At 59.7% G+C, this 22,483-nt stretch carries 23 protein-coding genes; 3 read left to right on the forward strand and 20 right to left on the reverse strand.

Translation table 11 applies throughout. The features are described 5' to 3' along the window. From ACESMT_RS09510 to ACESMT_RS09550, 9 genes are all read right to left on the reverse strand, one after another. Window positions 1-789 (reverse strand): type IIL restriction-modification enzyme MmeI (locus ACESMT_RS09510; RefSeq protein WP_372826335.1); only part of this gene is annotated, 789 nt, incomplete at its 3' end. Between the two features lie 83 nt (window positions 790-872). Continuing rightward, window positions 873-1,124: a DUF2442 domain-containing protein gene (locus ACESMT_RS09515; protein ID WP_372826336.1), complete on the reverse strand. Its 252-nt coding sequence runs from the start codon at window positions 1,122-1,124 to the stop codon at window positions 873-875. 15 nt (window positions 1,125-1,139) lie between these two features. Beyond that, on the reverse strand, window positions 1,140-1,391 hold the full coding sequence (locus tag ACESMT_RS09520) for a DUF2442 domain-containing protein (protein WP_372826337.1): 252 nt from the start codon (window positions 1,389-1,391) through the stop codon (window positions 1,140-1,142). A 236-nt stretch (window positions 1,392-1,627) separates the two neighbouring features. Next, window positions 1,628-2,278, reverse strand: coding sequence for a hypothetical protein (locus tag ACESMT_RS09525; RefSeq protein ID WP_372826338.1), 651 nt, complete (start codon window positions 2,276-2,278; stop codon window positions 1,628-1,630). Between the two features lie 34 nt (window positions 2,279-2,312). Beyond that, window positions 2,313-2,477, reverse strand: coding sequence for a hypothetical protein (locus ACESMT_RS09530; protein ID WP_372826339.1), 165 nt, complete (start codon window positions 2,475-2,477; stop codon window positions 2,313-2,315). Between the two features lie 107 nt (window positions 2,478-2,584). Next, window positions 2,585-3,703 (reverse strand): 5-methylcytosine-specific restriction endonuclease system specificity protein McrC, encoded by a 1,119-nt coding sequence (gene mcrC / locus ACESMT_RS09535; protein ID WP_372826340.1) that lies wholly within the window; start codon window positions 3,701-3,703, stop codon window positions 2,585-2,587. Then, a complete protein-coding gene (locus ACESMT_RS09540) occupies window positions 3,703-5,889 on the reverse strand; it encodes an AAA family ATPase (protein ID WP_372826341.1) in 2,187 nt (728 codons plus the stop codon). The genes mcrC and ACESMT_RS09540 overlap by 1 nt, the downstream gene beginning before the upstream one ends. Window positions 5,890-6,385: 496 nt before the next feature. Next, window positions 6,386-6,601, reverse strand: a complete 216-nt coding sequence (locus ACESMT_RS09545) for a DUF2283 domain-containing protein (protein WP_305562555.1) — start codon at window positions 6,599-6,601, stop codon at window positions 6,386-6,388. 74 nt (window positions 6,602-6,675) lie between these two features. Continuing rightward, window positions 6,676-8,520, reverse strand: a complete 1,845-nt coding sequence (locus ACESMT_RS09550; protein WP_372826342.1) for a glutamine--tRNA ligase/YqeY domain fusion protein — start codon at window positions 8,518-8,520, stop codon at window positions 6,676-6,678. A 147-nt stretch (window positions 8,521-8,667) separates the two neighbouring features. On the opposite strand from ACESMT_RS09550, the gene ACESMT_RS09555 reads away from it, so the two are divergent. Next, entirely contained in the window at window positions 8,668-9,117 is a 450-nt protein-coding gene (locus ACESMT_RS09555) for a hypothetical protein (RefSeq protein WP_372826343.1), read from the forward strand. A gap of 78 nt (window positions 9,118-9,195) precedes the next feature. Here ACESMT_RS09555 and ACESMT_RS09560 read toward each other — a convergent pair whose 3' ends face one another. The 3 genes from ACESMT_RS09560 to ACESMT_RS09570 form a co-directional block, all read right to left on the reverse strand. Continuing rightward, window positions 9,196-9,792 carry a DUF3455 domain-containing protein gene (locus tag ACESMT_RS09560; protein WP_372826344.1) on the reverse strand — a complete coding sequence of 199 codons (597 nt, stop codon included), beginning with the start codon at window positions 9,790-9,792 and terminating at the stop codon, window positions 9,196-9,198. 183 nt (window positions 9,793-9,975) lie between these two features. Then, window positions 9,976-10,425 (reverse strand): hypothetical protein, encoded by a 450-nt coding sequence (locus ACESMT_RS09565; RefSeq protein WP_372826346.1) that lies wholly within the window; start codon window positions 10,423-10,425, stop codon window positions 9,976-9,978. A gap of 278 nt (window positions 10,426-10,703) precedes the next feature. After that, on the reverse strand, window positions 10,704-11,315 hold the full coding sequence (locus ACESMT_RS09570) for a DUF924 family protein (RefSeq protein WP_372826347.1): 612 nt from the start codon (window positions 11,313-11,315) through the stop codon (window positions 10,704-10,706). Window positions 11,316-11,451: 136 nt separating this feature from the next. Between ACESMT_RS09570 and ACESMT_RS09575 the strand changes: the two genes are divergently transcribed. Next, a complete protein-coding gene (locus ACESMT_RS09575) occupies window positions 11,452-12,285 on the forward strand; it encodes an undecaprenyl-diphosphate phosphatase (protein WP_372826349.1) in 834 nt (277 codons plus the stop codon). A 27-nt stretch (window positions 12,286-12,312) separates the two neighbouring features. Here ACESMT_RS09575 and ACESMT_RS09580 read toward each other — a convergent pair whose 3' ends face one another. From ACESMT_RS09580 to ACESMT_RS09615, 8 genes are all read right to left on the reverse strand, one after another. Beyond that, window positions 12,313-13,155, reverse strand: a complete 843-nt coding sequence (locus ACESMT_RS09580) for an alpha/beta fold hydrolase (RefSeq protein WP_372826350.1) — start codon at window positions 13,153-13,155, stop codon at window positions 12,313-12,315. Continuing rightward, a complete protein-coding gene (locus ACESMT_RS09585; RefSeq protein ID WP_372826351.1) occupies window positions 13,155-13,982 on the reverse strand; it encodes a peptidase in 828 nt (275 codons plus the stop codon). The genes ACESMT_RS09580 and ACESMT_RS09585 overlap by 1 nt, the downstream gene beginning before the upstream one ends. Window positions 13,983-14,011: 29 nt before the next feature. Continuing rightward, the gene (gene mutS, locus ACESMT_RS09590) at window positions 14,012-16,621 is read right to left on the reverse strand and encodes a DNA mismatch repair protein MutS (RefSeq protein ID WP_372826352.1); all 2,610 of its coding nucleotides are present in this window, start codon (window positions 16,619-16,621) and stop codon (window positions 14,012-14,014) included. 370 nt (window positions 16,622-16,991) lie between these two features. Further along, window positions 16,992-18,275 carry an MFS transporter gene (locus ACESMT_RS09595; RefSeq protein WP_372826353.1) on the reverse strand — a complete coding sequence of 428 codons (1,284 nt, stop codon included), beginning with the start codon at window positions 18,273-18,275 and terminating at the stop codon, window positions 16,992-16,994. A gap of 4 nt (window positions 18,276-18,279) precedes the next feature. Further along, window positions 18,280-19,011, reverse strand: coding sequence for an MBL fold metallo-hydrolase (locus ACESMT_RS09600; protein ID WP_372826354.1), 732 nt, complete (start codon window positions 19,009-19,011; stop codon window positions 18,280-18,282). A 10-nt stretch (window positions 19,012-19,021) separates the two neighbouring features. Then, complete coding sequence (locus tag ACESMT_RS09605; protein ID WP_372826355.1) at window positions 19,022-19,372, reverse strand: DsrE/DsrF/TusD sulfur relay family protein; 351 nt, start codon at window positions 19,370-19,372, stop codon at window positions 19,022-19,024. After that, on the reverse strand, window positions 19,369-20,040 hold the full coding sequence (locus tag ACESMT_RS09610) for an ArsR/SmtB family transcription factor (RefSeq protein ID WP_372826357.1): 672 nt from the start codon (window positions 20,038-20,040) through the stop codon (window positions 19,369-19,371). Before ACESMT_RS09610 ends, ACESMT_RS09605 begins: the two co-directional genes overlap by 4 nt. 559 nt (window positions 20,041-20,599) lie before the next feature. Continuing rightward, on the reverse strand, window positions 20,600-21,544 hold the full coding sequence (locus tag ACESMT_RS09615; protein WP_372826358.1) for an inositol monophosphatase family protein: 945 nt from the start codon (window positions 21,542-21,544) through the stop codon (window positions 20,600-20,602). A 102-nt stretch (window positions 21,545-21,646) separates the two neighbouring features. Between ACESMT_RS09615 and ACESMT_RS09620 the strand changes: the two genes are divergently transcribed. Next, window positions 21,647-22,480: an RNA methyltransferase gene (locus ACESMT_RS09620; protein WP_372826359.1), complete on the forward strand. Its 834-nt coding sequence runs from the start codon at window positions 21,647-21,649 to the stop codon at window positions 22,478-22,480. Window positions 22,481-22,483: the final 3 nt, after the last annotated feature.

Genomic DNA, 22,483 nt, shown 5'->3' on the forward strand with positions numbered 1-22,483 from the left:
CACTTGCTCGTCGAGCGCCTTGCTGCGTTTGTTCTCATGGTTACCAACGCTGCCCGCGCCGTCGGCGGTGTTCAGAATCTGGAACAGTTGGCCCTGCCGCGACCCCAGGTCCGAGCCATCGGCTGCGGTGCGCTCTTCAATGAAAGCGCGAAACGCCTGCGCAGGCTGAAAGATGCCGGTGTCGTCGGCAAACAGGCAAAACAGCAGCCGCACCAGCAATACTTCAAGCGGGTGGCCGGTGTAGCCGCTGGCTTTCATCGCATCGTGCAGCCGCCCCATGCGCTCGGCGGCCGTGATGTTAACCGGGTTCTGCGGCTGGATGGTCTGCGCCTTGTAGCCCGCCACAAAGCCAAACAGCTTGATGTGTTTGTGCAGGTCTTTGAGTGCAAACTCAATCGTCTCGCCAGTGGCCAGCCGGTGTACCCGAAAGCGCGCAAAGTCGCAGACGATGATGATTTGCGGCAAGTCCCGTTCGGCCAGGCCAGGAAAGTAAGACAGTGCCTGCGCGAGCGCGGCATCCAGATTTTTGCCACGCGACTTTTGCTCCACCAGCAACATGCCGGGCCAGAACAAATCGACAAAGCCGTCCGTTTTGGCCCTTAGTCCGTTCAGGCCTGGCAGCTTTTTGACCGCGTGCTCAAACGTGGCAACGCGCTTGTCGGTGATGCCGAAGATCTCGAAGAAGTCAATCCAGAACGGCTTGCCCTGGCTGTCTTCATTGGCCGCGTCAGCCCAGGTGCGGCTGAAGGTAAGGGCGCGGGACTTGATTTCGTTCCAGGAGAGGGGCATGGGTTGGTTCTGGATTAAATCGGGCTGTAGCCCTCGTTAAATATGCGCAAGCAGCTATTAAAAACGTAGCATGAACAATCCGCTTAGGCGGACAAGTGGCTCCCGCGCCGCGACAAGTCGGGCTGCCCGGCCAACAAACCGGCCACGGAGATGTCTTCGTCCAGTGCGTCCCAATGCAGGCCATTTTTTCTCAATTCAACTTGCGCGCGTTGCTCGGGCGTGGCTTCAAGCAGGCGAGGGAACCAGGCGAGCGGCGCAGCAATCGTGCGGCCGTCCGACAGGCTCACCCACAGGGTGTCATCGTCGAAGCGCACCGCGGTGGGTGAAATACTCATCTCAAAGGTAACAGGCTATGCATCTGTGTGAACTACAGAGAGTTCGTGGACTTTTGCTGGCGAAATCTCCAGCCCGTTGGGCCAGCACAGGGCACCGGCATCAATGAAAAATCGGGAGAAGTAAGAAGCGTCCCGCAGTTTGTCCAATAACGGCCCCGAGCGCTTGGCAAGGTACGAAGCCGCATCGAACACACCTTGCGTGTGATCGCTGAAGTCAATTTCAAGTTTGAAAGTATCAACCAAGCGGGCATTGAGCACTTTAATCACGGTCAGCTCCTTGAATGCGGTCCAGCGGTTCAAAGCGCTGGGCGCGTTGCCAATTGTCTTGCCCCATACGAACGATGATTCCGAAAAAGATGGCGAGGGTCGGCATGGGCTCAAGTTTAACGGTACAGGGAAATTATGTGACAAATTTGCCTTTAGCTCCCATGAAATATACGCGAGTAGCTATTGAATTTGTAGCGCTTGAAAGTGCTTGTCGATGCTGAATGCATCAGCCAGTTCTATTTCATTTGATGCCAGTCCCGCTCCCCAATGTCTCGAAACCGGTGAATGGTTCGGACGATGGCATCGTGGTTCATGTTGGTTTCTGCTACTACAGCATGCAGGCCGATGCCATAGGCGTACTGACGGTCAGTCGTGAAGGTTTCACCAATTTCTGGTGGCTCTGTTGCCCGGATATCGGCTTCAAGCCGAGCACACTCTTGCACGAAGGTGCGCCTATCAAACTGCGGGTAGCAGGTGTCAGGCTGCCGTACCCATTCACGTAGACGCATATCCCCCGCCCGTTTACGCGGCACAGCTATGGTCTCAAAAGAAGATTCACGCTTCTGCTCATCAGCACTCAAGCGCGCCCAGGCGGCGGTGAAGGCGCGCTCACGGATGGCATCCTCTATCGCCAGCTTGGTGGTGATAATTTCTGCATTCCAAAGCGTGAAGCGGTCGCGCCCCAGAAAATACACATCAGTCCATTGATGTTGGCGCTCGGGCTCTCTCGGGTCTTCAAGCAACTCATCAGTCCAGAATTCCGTGATGCCAGTTTGGATGGCACTACGTTGAATGCGCCAGCCCAGGCGAACCACGGCGCTGCGCCGCTTGTGGCGGGGCAAGGCTGTAAAGGCAATGTGTTTGCGCTGATTAGAGCGATTGGGCATGGAGTGTGCGTGGGTTAATTGGTGCCTCAGTCATCTAGCGCGAAGCGTTTGGTGTTTTGGTCTTGGCAGTCTTGGTAAAAGGCACCTTCACACCAAACGCGTCAGCCAGTTTTTGCGCTTGCTGGGCTGATTGCTCCAAGGCTTTTTGAAGCGCTTTGGGTGTAAGGGTCAGGCGACTTGTTTTTGCAGTTTTTGCCATGTGTTGGCCTCTGTGACTGTGAGTTGATTCGCAAAATGTATAGCGACTGGCTGCGCTACCAGGGAGTTTGAATTGAACCCCAATTTCACAATTGTCAGTCGCTCATCTCAAAACGTAGACTTACTCATACGGAGTAGCTGAGACCGGATTTCAGCCGCAGGAGCGGCTAAATCCACGGTCGCAAAACGAATGGCGTGTCCTTGGATAAAAACTGTTTCATCGATCATTTCACCAATCGACGGATGTAAAAGTAAGCCGGATGCATGGTCTGCAAGAACGTCGCCGCGCCCCTCTTGAGAAAACAAGTATGCGTAGATTTGATAAACATAGCCACTATTTAACGAAGTTTCCCGGAATCGACCCTTCTTCACTATCGATGTGAACTTGGTGTCGATCACGACGCGGCGGCCGTCGCCAACATGATCGAGCACAACGTCCGTTCGCATAGACGGAAAAATTGCATCGATACCCGTGGTTTTTTGAGCGATCTGCCAGCTCAGTGGCTTTTCGGCATAAACCTGCCAGCCACTGGAGGGCAGCACGACATCGTAAAAGCCAGCAACAGCTTTCTCGTAAAGGTGGCGTGCCCAAGTCTCGTCACGGGCGGGTGACGCGAGAAACTCGCTGCCTTCATCCTCAGTGGGAAGCGCAATATCTAACGCCAACCTGGCCGCTGCGACCATGAATCGATCATTGGCATCGTTACGTCCGAAGCGGTCAGTGCTAACTTCGGTGCGAGTAGGACGAATGCCTGATACTCCGAGTCGTTTCAGGGCGTTGGCGAGTTTCCGGCAACGATGTGAAAGAGCAGGTTGTTGCACTACTCCGGCGATGACCTCCAGAGCTGCGAGAACATAGCGGTTGCGCGGAGTGTTGATCGTTAGCTCTTCGAACCGGCAAGCCACTTTTCCACGAGCAAGAAGCTGGTGCCGTTCCGTGGTCAGTAAGTCAATGCGTCCACGTACTCGGCTCAATTCAGCCTCGCGGTGGCGAAAACCTGAGCTGAGATTCCGGTACAAGCGTTCCTCGACGGCATGGGCCAATATCTCAGCCACGAGATCGGGAATATCGGCTGCATTTTCCTCAACAGAAACCTTTCCCCGGCCGATTTGACGGAAAAGATCGGAGGCGTAAAGCATCAACAGCCATAGGTTGCGAACAGGAATGCGGCCAACATGCCCGCGCGCATCCAGAGGCTCGGCTTCCGTAGACGCAGCTGAAAGCATTACAAACCTTCGACCAGTCGCTGTCGAGCGGCCCGTGCCTTGTCCAGGGCATCAAACCAGTATTCCTCGAGCAGCGGGCCAATCTCCGTTGCCACCATTTGGCGGAACCACTCCCGAGCATCACCGTTGATAGCGCCTACGGGTGGGGTCACATAGCTGTGACCGATACGGAATTGGCGACCCAGCGTTGAATCCGCAGCAATCTCCGCATTCAACCTGACAATACGGTGTTCGATGTCGTCCACCAGCTGAGGGGCGATGCCGCAGTGGCCGATCAACCAATTGCGCCACAGCTGCCCCAGCCTAGGCTCGAGATCCACAAAGGCGAATCGGCGACGCAACGCGAGATCAACCAACGCGAGCGAGCGATCCGCAATATTCATTGTGCCGATCACATACAGATTGTCAGGAATGTAGATCCGCTCATCGGATTTTCGCCGATAGCATAGCTCCAAGGCTTCGTGTGGTGATCGCTTGTCCGCTTCCAGCAGGGTCAGCATTTCACCGAAAATTTGTGCGGGGTTGCCTCGGTTTATTTCTTCGATCACGACAACGTAAGGATGGGATGTTCCGCGTGCGGCCTCCACAGCCTCCATGAACGCGCCATCGACCAGCGACAACTTACCATCACCCGATGGCCGCCAGCCACGGACAAAATCCTCATAAGAAAGATTAGGGTGGAATTGAACCGCCCGCAGCTTGAGATGATCACGCTGCCCAATCAGGGCAAAAGCCAGGCGTTTTGCCAACCAAGTCTTTCCGGTTCCAGGCGGACCTTGCAGAATCAGATTTTTCTTGGCTCGCAGGCGATCAATCAGCCGCTCAAGTTCGACGCGCTCCATGAAGCAACCGTCAGCCAGAATGTCGTCGATGGAATATGGCTCAGCGGCTAAATCGGCAGCCTCATCGCTTGCCGCCGACGCTTCTCCGGCATCACCATCGTCCTCCTCAGACCCCGAGGGTATCGCCTCGGGCTCCTTGTAATTCCACGCCGCCAGCGACAGTTCGGGGAATGAATGAACCGGAAATCCCTCATCCTGGAATTTTGATTCCAGGATATCCATCGCCGTCAGGTAATCGGCAGCATTGCAACGCTTCTTGGGCCCGTGTAGGCCGATGGGAATACCCAGCGCTTTCGTTATGTAGCTTTGTGAGCCGCTATCGAGACTCAGGAACGACCACGGCCGTACCCAATAAAGGCCGAAGGTGAGATTCCATGCAACTCCGCGACGGCCATTTGCACTGTCGAACGCCGCCCCGAAATCATCCTGAACCTTGGCATCCGCTGAGTCGGCTAGCCGAATGCCCGTAGCAAACACATTCCACAGTGCATCAATGTGATCGGCAGGACGGACATTTTCAAAGCCAAAATACCAAGACTTCAAATTATTCAGTACCGGTATGCCTTCAAAGGACGTTGGCAACGGCACGGTGACACCCAGAAATTTTGCCAGTTCAGTTGCAATAACTTTCCGGTTGACGTTGCTGATCCCCCGGTTGAATAAGCCAATGGTCGTGAATGGGCAAATATCCCGGACGAAGCCTGTTGTGCCGTCTACATATTTATCGTCGGCCAAATGTCCGAGGCCGTCGACTCGCCCGGCAATATCTCGGATGCCGGCGACCAAGGCCGAACGGTTGTTGCGAAAATCGAGCAACTTGTCGGCAATCGCTTCGTAGAACGTTGTCCAGCCAAACCGCCGCTTGTTTGGGGCCACATCACCAAAGCGTTCAGCCCAGTAAGGTGCGTTACGGAAGCGGTCAATGTCTTGTGTGGCGCCCGCGAATGTGAAGTCGATCAGTGCCTCAGCGGCCCACTTGTTACGTTGAATACGCCAGATGGTTGGCTGATAGGTATAGAAGTACCAAAGCTTGGGAGAATCAATCGGCGTCCAGTCAACTTTCACTTGACGACCATCGCCAGGGTTCTCAGTAATCATGCCGATCGCTTTGATGGCCATCACCGAAACGGTCAGTCCGCGACTGTCGAAGGGCAGTCCGTGCTTTTTGGTGTAAGTTGCCTTGATGGCGATACGCTCGCCGGGTTGCATTGCTCGAACAATATCGAGGTACTTGTCCTCATATCCGTTTTCCCAAATTCCCGCTTGAAGGAAGCGAGTCGTTTGATCATCTGTCCCACCGTAGCTCGCACCCACAAACCAATATGATGGATTTTTTCCTCCCATGACTGACTCACTTTCTTGTTTTCAGAACTCTTTCATTCCCTTTACCCATTGAATATAATTTTATCTGCGGAGTGATCTACCAAGTCCGTAGCAAAATTCCCACTCACACAGGCAGCGTTGGCACCTTCTATATCCGCCCGTGAAGGTTTTAAATGAGCGTTATCACGCTCAGATTGGCCGGATTCAGGTTCTCCAGAGAATCATTGTCATCCGCGTGTGCATTCCATAAAGTGGCCGTGTTCAAACCGCAGGGTTGCGCACTGTGGACCCGGTCCAGCTTTGGGTTGGCAGCTTCAATCCTTGATGTGCGAGCTGTTTTTTCGCTTGCGCAGATGCCTGCTTCAATGCCTTTGTCACCTTGTCTCTGGCAGTTGCGGGGCGGGGTGGGGTTGTCTTGGTCATTGGGCGAGCTGTTTTTGCTTGAGCCATTTTTCCAGTTCCTCGCCATAAGTCCGACGCGCGGTGCCGCGAGCAATTTCTATTTGACTGCCAGACCTCACGCGGCCAGCAGTGCTCCTAGCGGTAGATGGGACACTGACAAGTTGTGGATGTCCGCCCGCTGGCTGGCGTGCTGCACGTCAATACCGACCAGGGCGCCGTTGGCGTCAAAGTCGAGCACCACGCCGTCTTTCACCTCATCAGAGTCCACCGATGCCCGGTCTGCAAGGTGAATGTAAAGGGAGTCGGTCGCTTTATCGTATGAAATTTTCATGGTGAGAATCTCCGATCTGGAAAGGCCTTTTGGCCATCACATCGTTGCGAAAATAAGCTGTTGTCTCCATGGTCTCATTTCACCCAGCTATCTTTCATCCCCGTCACCCGATTGAACACGACTTTGCCGACTTTGTGGTCAACCAGGTCCGTCACAAAGTACCCATGCCGCTCAAACTGAAAACGCGTCCCCGCTGGCACATTGGCCAGTGATGGCTCCACAAACGCCGTCACCGTTTTCAGGCTGTCGGTATTGAGTTCTTCCAGAAAATCATGGTCGCCGGTGCCGGGGTGCTCGACCGTGAACAGGCGATCGTACAAACGCACCTCGGCTTGCACCGCATCGTTCACGCCCACCCAGGTGATCACGCCTTTGACCTTGATGGCGTCTGAGCCGGGGGTGCCGCTTTTGGTGTCGGGGATCAGTCTGGCTTGCACTTCGGTGACGTTGCCGTTCGCGTCTTTGGTCGCGCCCACACATTCGATGACGTGGCCGTATTTCAGGCGAACCTTGCTGGCGGCGATGGCCTGGCCGCTGGCATTGGTGTGCGCGGGGAAGAGGCGGAAGAAACCTTTGGGGGGCGTTTCTTCGTAGTCGGTGCGTTCAATCCACACTTCTTTGCCGATTTTGAAATGGCGTTTGCCCAGGTCGGGCAGATGCGGGTGCACGGGGGCAGAGCAATCGTCCAGCGCGCCCGCACCCATGACCTCATCCCAGTTGGTCAGCACCAGCTTGACGGGGTCCAGCACGGCCATGGCGCGGGGGGCGATCGGGTCCAGCGTGTCGCGCAGCGCGCCTTCGAGTGTGCTGTAGTCAATCCAGCTGTCGCTTTTGGTCACGCCGATGCGCTCGGCAAACAATTGAATGCTTTCTGGCGTGTAGCCACGGCGGCGCAGGCCGACGATGGTTGGCATGCGGGGGTCGTCCCAGCCGCTGACGCGTTTTTCAGTCACCAGTTGCGCAAGCTTGCGTTTGCTGGTCATCACATACGTCAGGTTGAGCCGCGCAAACTCATACTGGCGCGGGTGCGGCGTGGCGATCAGGCCGCCCACAACACGCCCATCGGGCAGTGTTGTTTCTTCAGCCAGGCGGTCCAGCAGCCAGTCGTAAAACGGGCGCTGGTCTTCAAACTCCAGCGTGCAGATGCTGTGGGTGATCTGCTCCAGCGCGTCTTCAATCGGGTGCGCATAGGTGTACATCGGGTAGATGCACCATTTGTCGCCGGTGTTGTGGTGGTGCGCGCGGCGTATGCGGTAAATCGCCGGGTCGCGCATATTGATGTTGGGCGAGGCCATGTCGATCTTGGCGCGCAGCACGGCGGCGCCGTCGGGCAGCTTGGCGTCACGCATCTCACGAAAGCGCGCCAGGTTCTCGGCCGTTGTGCGGGCGCGGAAGGGGCTGTTGGTGCCGGGCTTGCCGAAGTCGCCGCGGTTGTGGCGCATCTCGTCGGCGCTTTGCTCGTCCACATAGGCGTTGCCGGATTCGATCAAATATTCGGCGGCGCGGTACATGAAGTCAAAGTAGTCGCTGGCCTGGTAGAGGTTGTTTTCACCGCCGTTGTGCCAGTCAAAACCCAGCCACAACACGGCGTCCTTGATCGAATCAACGTATTCGGTGTCTTCTTTTTCGGGGTTGGTGTCGTCAAAACGCAGGTGGCAGACACCGCCGTAGTCGCGCGCCAGGCCAAAGTTCAGGCAGATGCTTTTGGCGTGACCGACGTGCAGGTAGCCGTTGGGCTCGGGCGGAAAGCGCAGGCGCACTTTGGCCGGGTCGCTCTGGCCGGCGGCATGGTGGGCTGCGTCGCCGGGGCTGCCGCCCCATTGGCGGGCGGCGTAGGTGCCTTCGGCCAGGTCTTTTTCAATGATCTGGCGCAGGAAATTGCTGGGTTTGACGTTTTCTTTGTCGGCGGGGGAGGTCATGCGTTTGATTCTAGGGGGTGACCGTGTGTAAAGCTGGCCCTGACGTTACTTTTGGCTACGGACTTCACAGAGCATCGGGTAGGCAGATGACCGGCGGGCATGTTTAATACGCACACCCGCACCAAGCGCCCCAACCAGGAGAGATCAATGCTCAAGTCCGTCACCCGTTCCGTTTCGTCCACCCGGACCCTGCTGATAGCGGGCGCTTCTGCTGCGGTGGCGGTGGCCGCGATGGGGTTTTCTGGCGGCGCCCATGCGCGCAGCGACGTGAGTTTTTCCATCGGCATCGGCACGCCGGGTCTGGTGATCGGCGCCAGCAACGCCTACCCGGTTTACAGCGCCCCGGTCTATTCCCAGCCCGCGTATGGCTACCACCCGCAGCCGGTGTACGGGCAGCCGCAACCGGTTTACGTGCAGCCGCGTCCGTTCTACACCCCGCACCCGATCTATGTGCAGGCGCCGGTGTATGTGGCGCCGCCCCCGGTTTATTACGGGGGTGGCTACTACCGACACCCTGGCCACGGCCAGGGTTACCGAGGCCGTGACGGTCACCACCGGGGCCATGGCAAGCACCGGGGTCACGGCCACGATGATTGATCACGTCCGTCGACGCGGCGCAGGTGCCGTGAAAAAGCCCGGAGGCGTCATGCCCGTGGGCTTTTTTACGGGCTTGACTCAAGACGATGTCGGGCGCCAGAACACGTAGTCGGCCTCGTACGGCACACTCACGCGCATACCGAGTTCGGCTGCACTGCAGTTGCGCACGGAGGGCACGCCGCCGACCGTCCGGATGCGCTGGATATAGCTGATGTTGTGTAACGCCCCGTTCAGCTCGGAAGGCTCGACCCGCGCGCGCTGCAGCGGCAGGCTGTGCGCGCCGTTGGGCACTTCGACAAACTCGCGCACGGCCAACGCGGACCCGTCACGGTGTACCCAGCTTCGGGCGTTGCGTGACAGCACGATGCTGCTGTTGGCGCTGTCCCTGAGCTCAATGCTGCGGTCGCGGGGCAACCAGGCGTATTTAAAAGGCGTGCGGTTGATGGCCTGGCATTCGTACTGAAGCTCGCCGCTGCCCGTGGCCTCCAGCACAGCCTGGTGGCCGGTGGGTACCCGGATGTCGGCAGGCAGGGTGGGTTGCTGCGTCAGGTACTGGCTCAATTGGCTCAATGGGCGCGACCCACAGGCCCCGAGCAGCGTCGTCGCCGCTACAGCCGCAAGCAAACCTTTGAGCAGGTGGTTCAAACCGGGGCGGGGACGTGCTGTTGTGTTCAAGGCAGTTTCCGGTGATGGGTACGCCGATGGGCGCGGCCCGTTGATCGATGGCAAAGCCCCATGCCAGTGCATGGGCGTTCTGGACTTTTTGCGCGGGCTGTTGAACAGCCCAAGCCTCAGGCAAGCCGTTTTTGGCGGCCTGCTTGAACCATTATGGTAGCGGCACGGCTACTTTGGTAGCGATCAACTGACCGTGTTGCAGGCAATGTCGTAGGCGTCGTACGCCGAACGGCTGCAATTTTTAACCGTTTTGCTCAAGCCCGCAGGTTTGACAACCAGGGTGTAGCTCACTGTCTGGGCCTGCGTCGGATAGACAGAAGTTGTGTTTTCAGTGCCACTGGTGGCGTCATCGCGCGCGGACATGGCTGCCAGCGAGGTGCTGGGTTCTTCAATCAGCACCCACTGGGTGCGACCGTCGGACATCAGAGCGCGCCGGTACAGCACGGTGTCGTGAGCGGTGACGAGATGGCGCGCGGGCTCGTAGGCGGGCGTGGCAACGGCGCGGCGGTAGATGTCGGTGGCGGGGGCAGGGCTGGCAAAGGCGGCCATCATGGAAGCAGTGCCGGTGACGACCAGCAGGGTCAGGCCAATACCGATGGCCAGTGCGCGGATGGTGTTGTGTGTGCTTCTCATGGAACTCACCCCTTTCAACGTTTGCTTACGCCCTGCTACTTTGCAACTTTGCTGTTCTGGGCCTCTGCCCGGCCTCTGCCCGGCCTCTTTTTTGGGACTATGGTGAGTACACCCCTAGAGGTGGGCTGGCGGTGTAGGAGGCGACGCATAAGGCGTGCAGGTGCGAATCGTCGTCCAGTCCGCCGCCTGCGGGTTGGTCCTTGTTGTCCTCCGGCTGGCCGCTCGCCATAAAACAAGTGTCCGGGCGAGCTTGCCGGAGAGCTTTGGTGCAATCGGGCCTATTGCCCGAAGCGCGGGCCGTTTTTAAGGAATTCGAACTCCAACGACGTATTGGTGCGCCCCAACACGCTGTTGCGGTAGGGAAAGCGCCCCAGGCGCGCGATGATGTCGCGGTGCTGCTCGGCAAAACGCAGGCTGCTGGTCAGCGTGGCGTGCAGGTCGGCGGGCGCGGCGGCGGTGAGGTCGCGAAAGCGCTGCACGCCTTCTTCCTGAAGCGCCAGGTCTTCGGCGTGCATGAGCGGCATGTACAAAAATACCCGGCCTACCCATGGGAGTTGCTCATCCATGCCCTGCGCCAGCGCATCTGCCACCAGTTGCTGCGCCCGCGTGTCGCCGGCAAAGGCTTGGGTCTTGCCGCGAAAGATATTGCGCGGAAACTGGTCCAGCAGGATGACCAGGGCCAGGCGGTCCAGCGGCTGCGGTTCCCACTCGGTCAGTCCGCCCGCCAGTGCCTGCCCGACCTGCTGGCCGAAGCGGCGCTCGATGTCCTGGTCCAGCTCGGTCGAACCGCCGAACCACTGCTTGCCCATGTCGCGGCTGGGCCAGCCCGTGGAGAAGTTGTCGCCCAGCCAGAAGTCGAGGACGGTGTGGGGCGTGACGGAATCAGTCATGAGGGTGATCGGGGCCTATTGAACAACGACGCTTTCATCGCCCGGAACTGCCGACTGTACAGCCGGCTGACGGGAAGCGCCTCAGGGCGGCGTGGGCGGCACAGCGATAATCACGCCTTATCTTTCTGGAGCTTTCGTGGACATCACATTGCTGATCAAGGCGGCCGTCATGGGCATCGTCGAGGGCCTGACCGAGTTTTTGCCGATTTCTTCCACCGGCCACCTGATCCTGGCGGGGGCGTTGCTGGGTTTTGACGACGACAAAGCCAAGGTCTTTGACATCGCGATCCAGACCGGCGCCATTTTTGCAGTGATTCTGGTTTATTGGCAGAAGATCTGCGACACGCTGATGGCGCTACCGACTGAAAAACAGGCTCAGCAGTTTGCGCTGAACGTCTTCGTGGCTTTTGTGCCGGCGGTGCTGCTAGGCCTGCTGTTCGGCAAGGCCATCAAGGCCAACCTGTTCACGCCGATGGTGGTGGCCAGTACCTTCATCCTTGGCGGCTTCATCATCCTGTGGGCCGAGCGGCGCCAGCAAATGAACCCGGCTGCGGCGCGTATCCAGGAGGTCGAGGCGATGACCGTGATGGACGCGCTCAAGATCGGCCTGGTGCAGTGCCTGGCCATGATCCCCGGCACCAGCCGCAGCGGCGCCACCATCATTGGCGGCATGTTGCTCGGGCTGTCGCGCAAGGCGGCGACTGATTTTTCGTTTTACCTGGCGATCCCGACGCTGATCGGCGCCGGCGTCTACAGCCTGTACAAGGACCGCGCGCTGCTGTCGGTGGCCGACGTGCCGATGTTCGGCGTCGGCCTGCTGTTTTCATTCATCAGCGCCTGGCTGTGCATACGCTGGCTGTTGCGCTACATCGCGACCCACAGTTTTGTGCCGTTTGCCTGGTACCGCATCGTGTTCGGTGGGGTGGTGCTGGTGACGGCGCAGATGGGCTGGATCAGCTGGACGGCTTGAAAGCGCAGCGCCTCTGAGGCGCGCGGTTCAGTCCATCATGTTGCGCAGCGAGGCCTCGATGGCCGCAGCCGTAGCCAGCGGTTTTTCCATGGGAAAGAGGTGGCTGCCGTCGAGCATCATGATGCGGCCTTTGGTGACTTTTTCAGTCATGGCCATGCCCACCTGTTTCATTTCGGCCGACTGGCGCCCGCCGATAAAGGCTACCGGGCATGTGAGCGGATGCCGCTTGAGAATGCCCTCGAGGTTGTGCGGCAGCGTGTTGTAGATCACGGTTTCCACATCGCGGTCGAAGCTCAGCAGGCGCTGGTTGTCACCTTCGCCTTGGGCGTCATGCGTGCCGTGTTCGATGTAGTCGAGCAGCACCTGCTCGTCCCACTGCGCAAAAGCCTTCTTGCTGCGAAAGTGCGCCAGCACCTCGGCCTGGCCCAGCCACTGGTGTTTGCGTTTGCGGCTCACTGCGCCGGGCGAGATCGAACCGACCAGCTGCGCGCGTTTGGCCACGCTGAGCGCGGCGGCGCGCCAGCCGCCCAGGATCGGTGAGTCGATCAGCAACACACCGCGCACCGGCTGGCCGCCGAGCACCGGGTTGCGTGCGGCGCACATCAGGCTCAGGAAGCCGCCCAGAGAGTGGCCGACCAGAAATACAGGCTGGCCGGTTTTCTGAACGGCCTCGGCGCTGAAGTCTGCCAGCTGCTGCACCAGATGCGGCCAGTTGCTGGTCACCGGGTAACGCGGGTCGTGGCCGAATTTTTCTATCGCCTGAACCTGAAAACCGCGTGCCTTCAGGCTCTGGAACAACACGCCATAGGTGCTTGCGGGAAAGCTGTTGCCGTGGGAGAAAACAATGAGAGGTTTGGAAGACGCGGACACTAAATCAGCTTTTCTTCAGGTGAGGTGATTTTCTTGAGGGGCTGGTTGCGCGTCAGCGGGGTCAGCAGTGGCACCTCGGTCTCACCGCCGGTCCACATCGGGTCTTCAATGCTGTCAAACACCTCACGCAGTTTTTTGCCCCAGTTGTCGTGCAGCATGCGGAAGTAGGGGTTTTCGTGGTCGATGCAGACCACCTTGTCGCTTTGCAGCGCATTGACTTCATACACGACCATGTCCAGCGGCAGGCCAACGGAAAGGTTGGACTTGAGCGTCGAGTCCATGGACACCAGCGCGCACTTGGCGGCTTCGTCCAGCGGCGTGTCGGGCATGATCACGCGGTCCAGCACCGGTTTGCCGTATTTGGACTCGCCAACCTGGAAGTAAGGCGTCTCGGGCGTGGCTTCGATAAAGTTGCCGGCCGAGTACAACTGGAACAAACGCATGCCTTCGTCGCGTATCTGCCCGCCGAAAATCAGTGAGACATTGAACTCGACGCCGGCGTGTTTCAGGTCGTCGGCGTCGCGTTCGTGCACACGGCGGATGGCTGAGCCCAGCACACGCGCCGCGTCGAACATGCTCTTGGCGTTCCAGATGGTGATGGGCGGGCCGCCCTCCGGGTCCTTGAGCTGTTCGATCTGTAAAATTTCGCGCACCGACTGCGAGATCGACAGGTTGCCGGCCGACAGCAGCACCATGAAGCGGTCCTGCGGTTTTTCATAAATGATCATCTTGCGGAAGGTGCTGATCTGATCCAGCCCGGCATTGGTGCGGGAGTCCGAGAGAAACACCAGTCCGGCATTGAGTTTGATGGCGACGCAATAAGTCATGGAGGGCAATCGTTGGGAAGGGGGGCTGCTCAGAGAGCAGCGATTTTTTTAAGTTGATACAGGGCGTCCAGCGCTTCGCGGGGGCTCAGCGTATCGGGGTTCATGCCTTGCAGGGCTTTTTCAACCCGGCTGGGTTCGGCGGCGGGCTGCTCTGGTGGCGCCGCAAACAGATCCACCTGCGCGCGGGCCGCGTCCTGCTGGGTCTCCAGCGCGGCCAGTGCATGGCGCGCGTGGTTGACCACCCCGGCGGGTATGCCGGCAAGTTTGGCCACGGCGATGCCGTAACTCTTGCTGGCCGGGCCGGGCTCGATATGGTGCAGGAAAACGATGTCGGCGCCGGATTCAACCGCGCTGACATGCACGTTGACGGCGGCATGGTGACGCGCCGGAAATTCGGTCAGCTCGAAATAATGCGTGGCAAACAGCGTGAAGGCCTGGGTCTTGTTGTGCAGGTGGGCAGCGATGCCGCCGGCCAGCGCCAGGCCGTCGAAGGTGGAGGTGCCGCGACCAATTTCGTCCATCAGCACCAGGGAATGCGGTGTGGCGGCATGCAGAATTTGCGCGGCTTCCAGCATCTCCAGCATGAAGGTGGATTGCGCGTTGGCCACGTCGTCGGCCGCGCCGATGCGGGTCAGGATGGCGTCGATGGGGCCAAGACGGCAGCTTGCCGCCGGCACGTAGGACCCCATGCTGGCCAGCAGAGTTATCAGCGCTACCTGGCGCATGTAGGTTGATTTGCCGCCCATGTTGGGGCCGGTGATGATCTGCATGCGGCTTTTGCCGCCCAGGTCGCAGTCGTTGGCAATGAAGGCGCCGCCGCCCAGCTCGCCAAGGCGGGCTTCCACCACCGGATGCCGGCCTTCGCGGATGGCTATGCAGGGCTCTTTGACAAACACGGGCGCTGCCCAATTGAGCGTGAGTGAGCGTTCGGCCAGGGCACACAGCGCGTCCAGGCTGGCCAGCGCGCGCGCCAGCCGGCTCAGCGCGGGCACGAAGTTCTGCAGCTCGTTGAGCAGCTGCTCGTACAACCATTTTTCGCGTGCCAGCGCGCGCTCCTGCGCGGACAGGGCCTTGTCTTCAAAAGCCTTGAGCTCAGGCGTGATATAGCGCTCGGCGTTTTTCAGGGTCTGGCGGCGCCGGTAGTCGTCCGGCACCTTGGCCGCCTGGCCCTGCGTGACCTCAATGTAGAAACCGTGCACCTTGTTGAACTGCACGCGCAGGTTGGAGATGCCGGTGCGGGCCCGCTCGCGGCCTTCGAGGTCCAGCAAAAAGCCGTCGCAGTTGGTCTGGATGGCGCGCAACTCGTCGAGGTCGGCGTCGCAGCCGTGGTTGATCACACCGCCGTCGCGGATCAACGCGGCTGGTTCTTCCAGCACATACCGGCCCAGCAGGGCCGCGCACTCGGGTGGTGCCTGCATGTCCTCGAAAATACTTGCCAAAAGTGCCTCCAGCCCTTGCTGGACGGGCGCGAGTTGCTCTGTTTTTTGTAGCGTCTGGCGGAGCGCCACCAGCTCGCGCGGGCGTACCTGGCGCAGCGCGATGCGGGCGGTGATGCGTTCGACGTCGCTGCAGCCCTTGAGCCCGGCACGCAGTTGCTGCTGCAGGCCGCCACGCAGCACCGTGATCGCGTCCAGCCGCGCCTGCGCCTGGCTGCGCTCGCGCCGGGGGCCGAGCAGCCAGCTCTTGAGCGCGCGGCTGCCCATGCCGGTGCTGCAGGTGTCCAGCAGCGAAAACAGCGTGGGCGAATCCTCGCCGCGCAGGTTCTGCGTGAGTTCGAGGTTGCGCCGCGTGGTTTGCGGCAGCTCGATCAGCTCGCCAGCGCGCACGACCTGCAGGCTGTGAACATGCGGCAGGGTCCGGCCCTGGGTGTGTTCGGCGTAACCGAGCAGCGCGGAGGCGGCGGCATGGGCTTCGGGCAGGGCCTCGGCGTTCCAGGACGCGAGCGAAGCGACCTGCAACTGCGCCAGCAGGCGGCGCGCACCGAGTGCGGCATCAAACTGCCAGGCCGGCCGCGCACTGACGGCGCAGCGATGGTTTTTCAGACGCTGCTCGAAAGCAGGGGTGACATCGACGTTGTAAAGCAGCTCGCTGGGCGCGATGCGTGCGACCCAGGCCTCCAGCTCGTCGCTGGCGCAGTGCGCCAGGTGGATCACGCCCTGGGTGACGCTGAGCCAGGCCAGACCGCAGCTGTCACGCAGGCCCTGGTGCACCGCCAGCAGGATGGACTCGGTCTTGTCGCTGAGCAGCTCGGTGTCGGTCAGCGTGCCGGGGGTGACGACGCGCACCACCTTGCGTTCAACCGGGCCCTTGGCAGTGGCGACATCGCCGACCTGCTCGCAGATCGCCACCGATTCGCCGAGCTTGATCAGTTTGGCCAGATAAGCTTCGAGCGAATGAAAGGGCACGCCGGCCATGACCACCGGTTCGCCGGCAGACTGGCCGCGCCGGGTCAGCGTGATGTCGAGCAAGCGTGCGGCTTTTTCGGCGTCGGTGTAGAACAGCTCGTAAAAATCACCCATGCGGTACAGCAGCAGGGTGTCGGGGTAGTCCGCCTTCAGGCCCAGGTACTGGACCATCATCGGTGTATGGCCTGAAAATGGGGTCACTGCGGGGACGGGTGAAAAATTCTCTTTTGACATCAATGACTTACGTGATCAGAAAAAGTCGCACGCATAAAAATGTTCTGAAATTGAAATCTATTCGATGTGTGACTTACTAACGCAGATCGACTAGCAAAAAACGTTTATTGACGGGCACTTACAGAATTTCCTTATTGTCAGGCATCCGACGGACCGTGGGGAATAGCTCAAATCCGAAGTCGAAAAGGGGCACGTGGGGGGACCAAGTCCGAAATGTATGGGTGCCACCAAGAAACAGTCCCCCGTTCAGCCTCAAGTTTCAACACCCATTTATAGGCAACGGCTTGTCAACGCGCTCTGGCATGTGAGCCATGGCGAGGCGATGAAGAAGTAAAGGCTCAAAGGCGCCATGGTGCCTTTGTTCATATCGCTAATCGGCCGGGTTCAAGCGCGGATGGGTCTCCTCTCCAAGCCACCAAAGCAATGCGCCCGAGGCGAACATAGAAACAGCCACAAACCAGAAGGCGGCTTCCTTGTGGCCGGTGAAATGGGCGGCAAGGCCCAGGCCCAATGCGCCAATGCCGTAGCCCAGGTCGCGCCAGAAGCGGTAGATGCCGATGGCCGATCCGCGCCAGGACGGATGCGAGATGTCTGCCACTGCCGCCGACAAGTTCGGATAGAGCAAAGCCATGCCAAAGCCAGACGTTGCAGCCGATGCGGCCCACCACGCCACGCCATCGCCAAGCATCATGGCAGCCACGCCCGCGCCGCAGATCCACATGCCGGCGACATTGGGCTTGTGCCGCCCTATACGGTCGGAAAGTCGGCCTGTGAAAAGTTGCGATCCACCCCAAACAAAGCCATAAATGCCGATGACCCAACCCACATTGGGAAGGCTGACGCCTTTTTGATACAAAAACACCGGATAGAACACCCAGACCAGGGCATCGACAAACTTCTCCACCAGGCCGGCCTGGCTGAACGCCATTAAGCGTTTGTCTCGCCAGCTCATGAGCGTGAAGATTTCCTTCGTCGATGGCTTCTCGGACACACCGTCGGGATAGCGTGGCCGGAGTGACTGCGCAACTCCCGGAGCATGCTTGGCGGCTTCTGCCTTGGCCCAAGGCAACGTGTCCTTGACCCAGAGTTGTGTAAGTATCAGTGCCAGAACGATGACGGTCAGTCCAAACACCAACAGCCCTTGGCGAGCGCCGAAGTGAGCAGCAAGGTAGGCCGTGAGAATGCCAGCAATCGCCACGCCCACATAGCCTGCAAACTCATTGAGCCCCAAGGTCAGTCCGCGCTCTTCAAGCCGCGTGATGTCCAGCTTGGACGTCTGCGTCATCGACCATGTCAGCCCTTGGTTGACGCCCAGCAGCATGGTCGCCGCCACGATCCAGTTCCAGTTGGGAGCCTGCCAGATCATCACGGGAATGGGCAACGCCACTGCCCAGCCCACGAGAAGCACCTTCTTGCGACCGATGCGCTCAGACACACGACCGGCGACGAAGTTCATCGCCCCCTTCACGATGCCAAAGGCAACCACAAACGAGCTCAGCAACAAGAATGAATTTTTCGGAACGCCGAAATCGGATTCAGCCAGCGCGGGCACGACCGTACGGGTCATGCCGAGGGTGAGGCCTACCAGCAGCACCTGAAGTAGTTGATGCAGGAACTGATCAAGGTTGTGGTGGATACCGTGACGGAGTTCCATGGGGTCAGGCCGCGATGTTGGTAGCCACGATTTGGTCCATGTTGGCGGGGCGCGGCGGAATGTTCGCGGTCAACTCGTGCACGAACGCATCGCGGTCCATCGACAGCGCCGGAGTCCAGCGCTTCTCAAAACCGACGGTTGAGGAAGGTTTGCCCGAAAGTCCCACGCCGCAGGCGCTACCGGCTTGGTGGCCAGGAAAGATTTCTACTTCGTTGGGCAGGATAAGAATCTTTTCGTGCAGGCTGTCGTGCAGCAGCCCCGCCATCTCTTGCTCACGGCCAGCCAGGTCGGGACGCCCCACAGCTCCGACAAACAGGGTGTCTCCCGTGATGACAAACCAAGGCTCCGGCCCCCGGCGCGCGTCCGACACCAGCAGGCACATGCTGTCCATGGTGTGGCCCGGCGTGTGCATGACTTTGACCTTGACATTGCCCAGGTCCAGGACCTGACCGTCGGCCAGCGAGGTGTGTTCGAACTTCACAAAATCCTTCGCTGCCTCATGCAGGTAGTAAGGCGCGCCGATGCGTTTGGCCAATTTCCGCCCACCCGAAAAGTGGTCGGCATGAACATGGGTGTCGATAACATGGGTGATGCGCACATTGGCCTGTTCGGCTTGCTCGATGAACCAGTCCTCGTCGCCCGCGACCACATCGACGGCGGCAGCCAGGCCGTGGCCTGCACAGCCGAAAAAGTAGGAAAGTGAGGCCTCTTTGGTCGGCAGTTGTTTGAAAAACATATTTATTTCCTCAGAAAACCAAAACTTTGTCCGCTTCCTGCGTCCAATCGGCCAACTGGGCCAGGGTAGAGCGCTTGGCGCCTTCGATCAATTCGGACTCCGCCAATCCGCGCGCGTCCATGCAAGTTCCGCATAGGGCAACATCGCCCTTGCGGACGATCTTGGAGAGCATGAGCTGGGTGTTGTAGTAGCCCTCGGGAACCTTCTGGTGGTCCTTTGCGCAGCCCACTGCGTCTGCCATCAGGAATACGCGGACATTGGCGTCTTCCTTGGCGGCGATGGCTCCCGCCAATCGCAGGGCGTTGTAGGCTCGCTCGTTACCGTAGGGTGCGTCATTGATGATGAACAGGATGTAGCTCATAGGATTTCCTTGGTTTCCAGGGGCATGCCCGCAGAACGCCATTCGGCTACGCCATCGAGTAGCTTGCTGACCTTGCGGCCTTTGCTTGCGATCAGCTTGGCCGCCTCCTCGGCAAACAGGCAAAACGGGCCGCGGCAATAGGCGACGATCTCTTTGTCTTTGGGCAGCTCCGCGATGCGTTTGGCAATCTCGTCCAAGGGCATTGAACGCGCGAAGGGCAGATGCCCCGCCTCGTATTCGGCTTGCGGGCGCACGTCGATCATGACGATGTCTCCCTTCCTGGCTTGCTCGATCAACTGTTTGCGGCTGACGCTTTCGAGCTTGTTGGGCGCGTTGGCGATTCCGTCCAGGGCCACCCGCAGCTCAATCAGGTGTTCCTCGGCAGATTCCCGCATGGACACCCAAAGATTGGCCACGTCGGGGCCAGCAAGGCGGTAGAAGACGAACTTGCCGTCCTTTCGCGTCGCCACCAGACGGGACTCTTTGAGAACTTTCAGGTGCGCACTGGTCAGTTTGATCTCGATAGAGAGCTCACCGGCCAAGGCCTCGACTGACTTCTCGCCCTGCGCGAGAACTTCCAGAAGTTCCAGTCTTTTCGGGCTCGACATGGCTTTGCCAATACGGGCCACTTGTTCGTAGAGAAGGTCTTTGACATTTCGTTTTTCCATTCCGTTAGTCTAACGAATATTAGAATGAAGTGCAGGCCATCATTTTCAACGCTTGACGTGGCAGTGGCTGTGTGGGGGGTGCCGATGGTGCGCATCGGGAAAATGCGTGTGGGAATGCTCCATGGAAGCATTCCGGTGCCTTATGGCTGTGAGCGTTATTCAGCTTGGCGCTTTGCTGGTCGCTCTTCGTTTATGAGGTGTCGCTGGCTTGGAAAAAATGGGCTTTGGCGCGGGCAAAAAAGCAGGCCAAGAAGCGTTGGAAAACCGCACCTAAAACGGTAGCGGAACACCCATCGCGCCGCATCAAAAGGTGGCTTGACCGGCCCATGCGGTCAAGTTCAAACGCCCTCAAGTGCCGTCACTTGGCTACACGGTTTCGGGGGATCAGAGGGGGACTGAGCGCATGACTTACCTGGCAGTCTCTAGCATTCATGCGCCTTTGAAAGTCATGCGCGGGTAGTGCTGCATCATCGACGTGTGTTTGCCAGCGGCGTCGGAAGGGGGCCGCGTCAGGCGCAGCAGCGGGCAGGTCGCTCGGTTTCAAGGCAGGCAGGCGGCCTCAGGCCAGATCGCTGGAGTCGGGTGTGACGGCGCGCCCAGCGCGCGGCCTTGAAAGGGTTTGAGTGGCAGCCGGTGCATCCGTGCTGGCTGCGTCATCGGCCAGCGCCTGACGCACCGCGGCTTTGTCGCCGGCACCGGCAAACTTGCTGTACTTGCCCAGCGCGGTCACCAGCTGGCCGTAGATGCGCGGGTTGCCGGCCACACATTCGCCGTGGTCCATGAATTCGGCTTCGCCGGTGAAGTTGCCGACCAGGCCACCAGCCTCGGTGACCAGCAGCGAGCCGGCTGCCACGTCCCAGGGTTTGAGGTTGGCTTCAAAGAAGCCGTCGCTGTAGCCGGCCGCCACGTAGGCCAGGTCCAGCGCGGCCGCCCCGGGACGGCGCACGCCGGCGCACTGGCTCATGACCTCGCCCAGCATGTTCAGGTAGATTTTGAGCTTGTCGCCCGGGCGGTAGGGGAAACCGGTCGAGATCAGGCACTCCTGCAGGCGGGTGCGTTTGGCCACGCGGATACGGCGGTTGTTCTGGTAGGCGCCGCGGCCTTTGGTGGCGCAGAATATATCGTTGCGGGTGGGGTCATAAACCACCGCTTGCTCGACCTTGCCCTTGACCGCCAGCGCGATGCTGACGCAATAAACGGGAAAGCCGTGAATGAAGTTGGTGGTGCCGTCCAGCGGGTCGATGATCCACACGAACTCGGAGTCTTTGGCGCCGTGTTCGCTGCCTGATTCTTCGGCCAGGATGCCGTGGCCGGGGTAGGCGGTCAGCAGGGTTTCAATGATGGCGGCTTCTGCGGCCTGGTCGATCTCGGTGACGAAGTCGTTGGTCTGCTTGACTGAGACCCGGACCGACTCCACATCGAGCGCTGCGCGGTTGATGATGGCGCCGGCGGCGCGCGCAGCCTTGATGGCCACATTGAGCATGGGGTGGAGATTGCTGGACATATAGGACTAAGAAAGAGCACAAGGGCTGCGGCCCGGTAACCGGGGGCAGGCGACAATAAAGCCATTTTACCGGCTCGCACGAGCCGTCTCCCCCTTTTAGCCATGAAAACGCGATTTGTCCTGATCAACACCAGCCATGCTGGCAATGTGGGTGCCACCGCGCGCGCCATGAAAGTCATGGGATTCGGCGATCTCGTGCTGGTGGCGCCGCGCTGGGCCAATGTGCTCAGGCGCGAGGAAACCATACAGCGCGCCAGCGGGGCGCTGGACGTGCTGAACAACGCCCGCATCGTCGCCACGCTGGATGAGGCCCTGGACGGCATGACCCACCTGTGCGCCACGGCCATGACCCCGCGCGACTTCGGCCCGCCCACGCGCGCACCGCGCGAACACTTTGCCGCGTTGCTGGGTGGCGCCGATTTGCTATTAAAAAGTGAGCTTACTGCGCCCGCAATACAAGGGCGGGAGGCCGATTTTTCTTCAAAACCCGGCGGTGTGGCTTTTTTGTTCGGCTCCGAGCGATTCGGCATGCAAAACGAAGATGTTTACCGCTGTCATGTGGCGCTGAGCATACCGACGGACCCGGCCTTCGGCTCGCTCAACCTGGCCGCTGCGGTGCAACTGATTGCCTACGACTGGCGCGAGGCACTGGGCGGATTTTCGGTGCAGGCGGCGGTCGCAGAGTCGCCTGAAGCCGACGCCGCCGCCGTGGCCGGCATGCTCAAACATTGGGAAGAGGCACTCGCCGCTATCGGTTTCCTGGACCCGGCGTCGCCTAAAAAACTGATGCCGCGCCTGAACCAGCTCTTCAACCGGGCGCGGCTCAGACCGGAAGAAATCCACATCCTGCGCGGCGTGGCCAAGGCCATGTCGCAAAAAGCCTGGCCGGTTCCGGGCGAAATGGGCGCGCCAGCAAAGACTCCGGCCAAGCCATAAACT

The organism is Polaromonas sp., assembly GCF_041689105.1.
Taxonomy (GTDB): Bacteria; Pseudomonadota; Gammaproteobacteria; order Burkholderiales; family Burkholderiaceae_C; genus Polaromonas.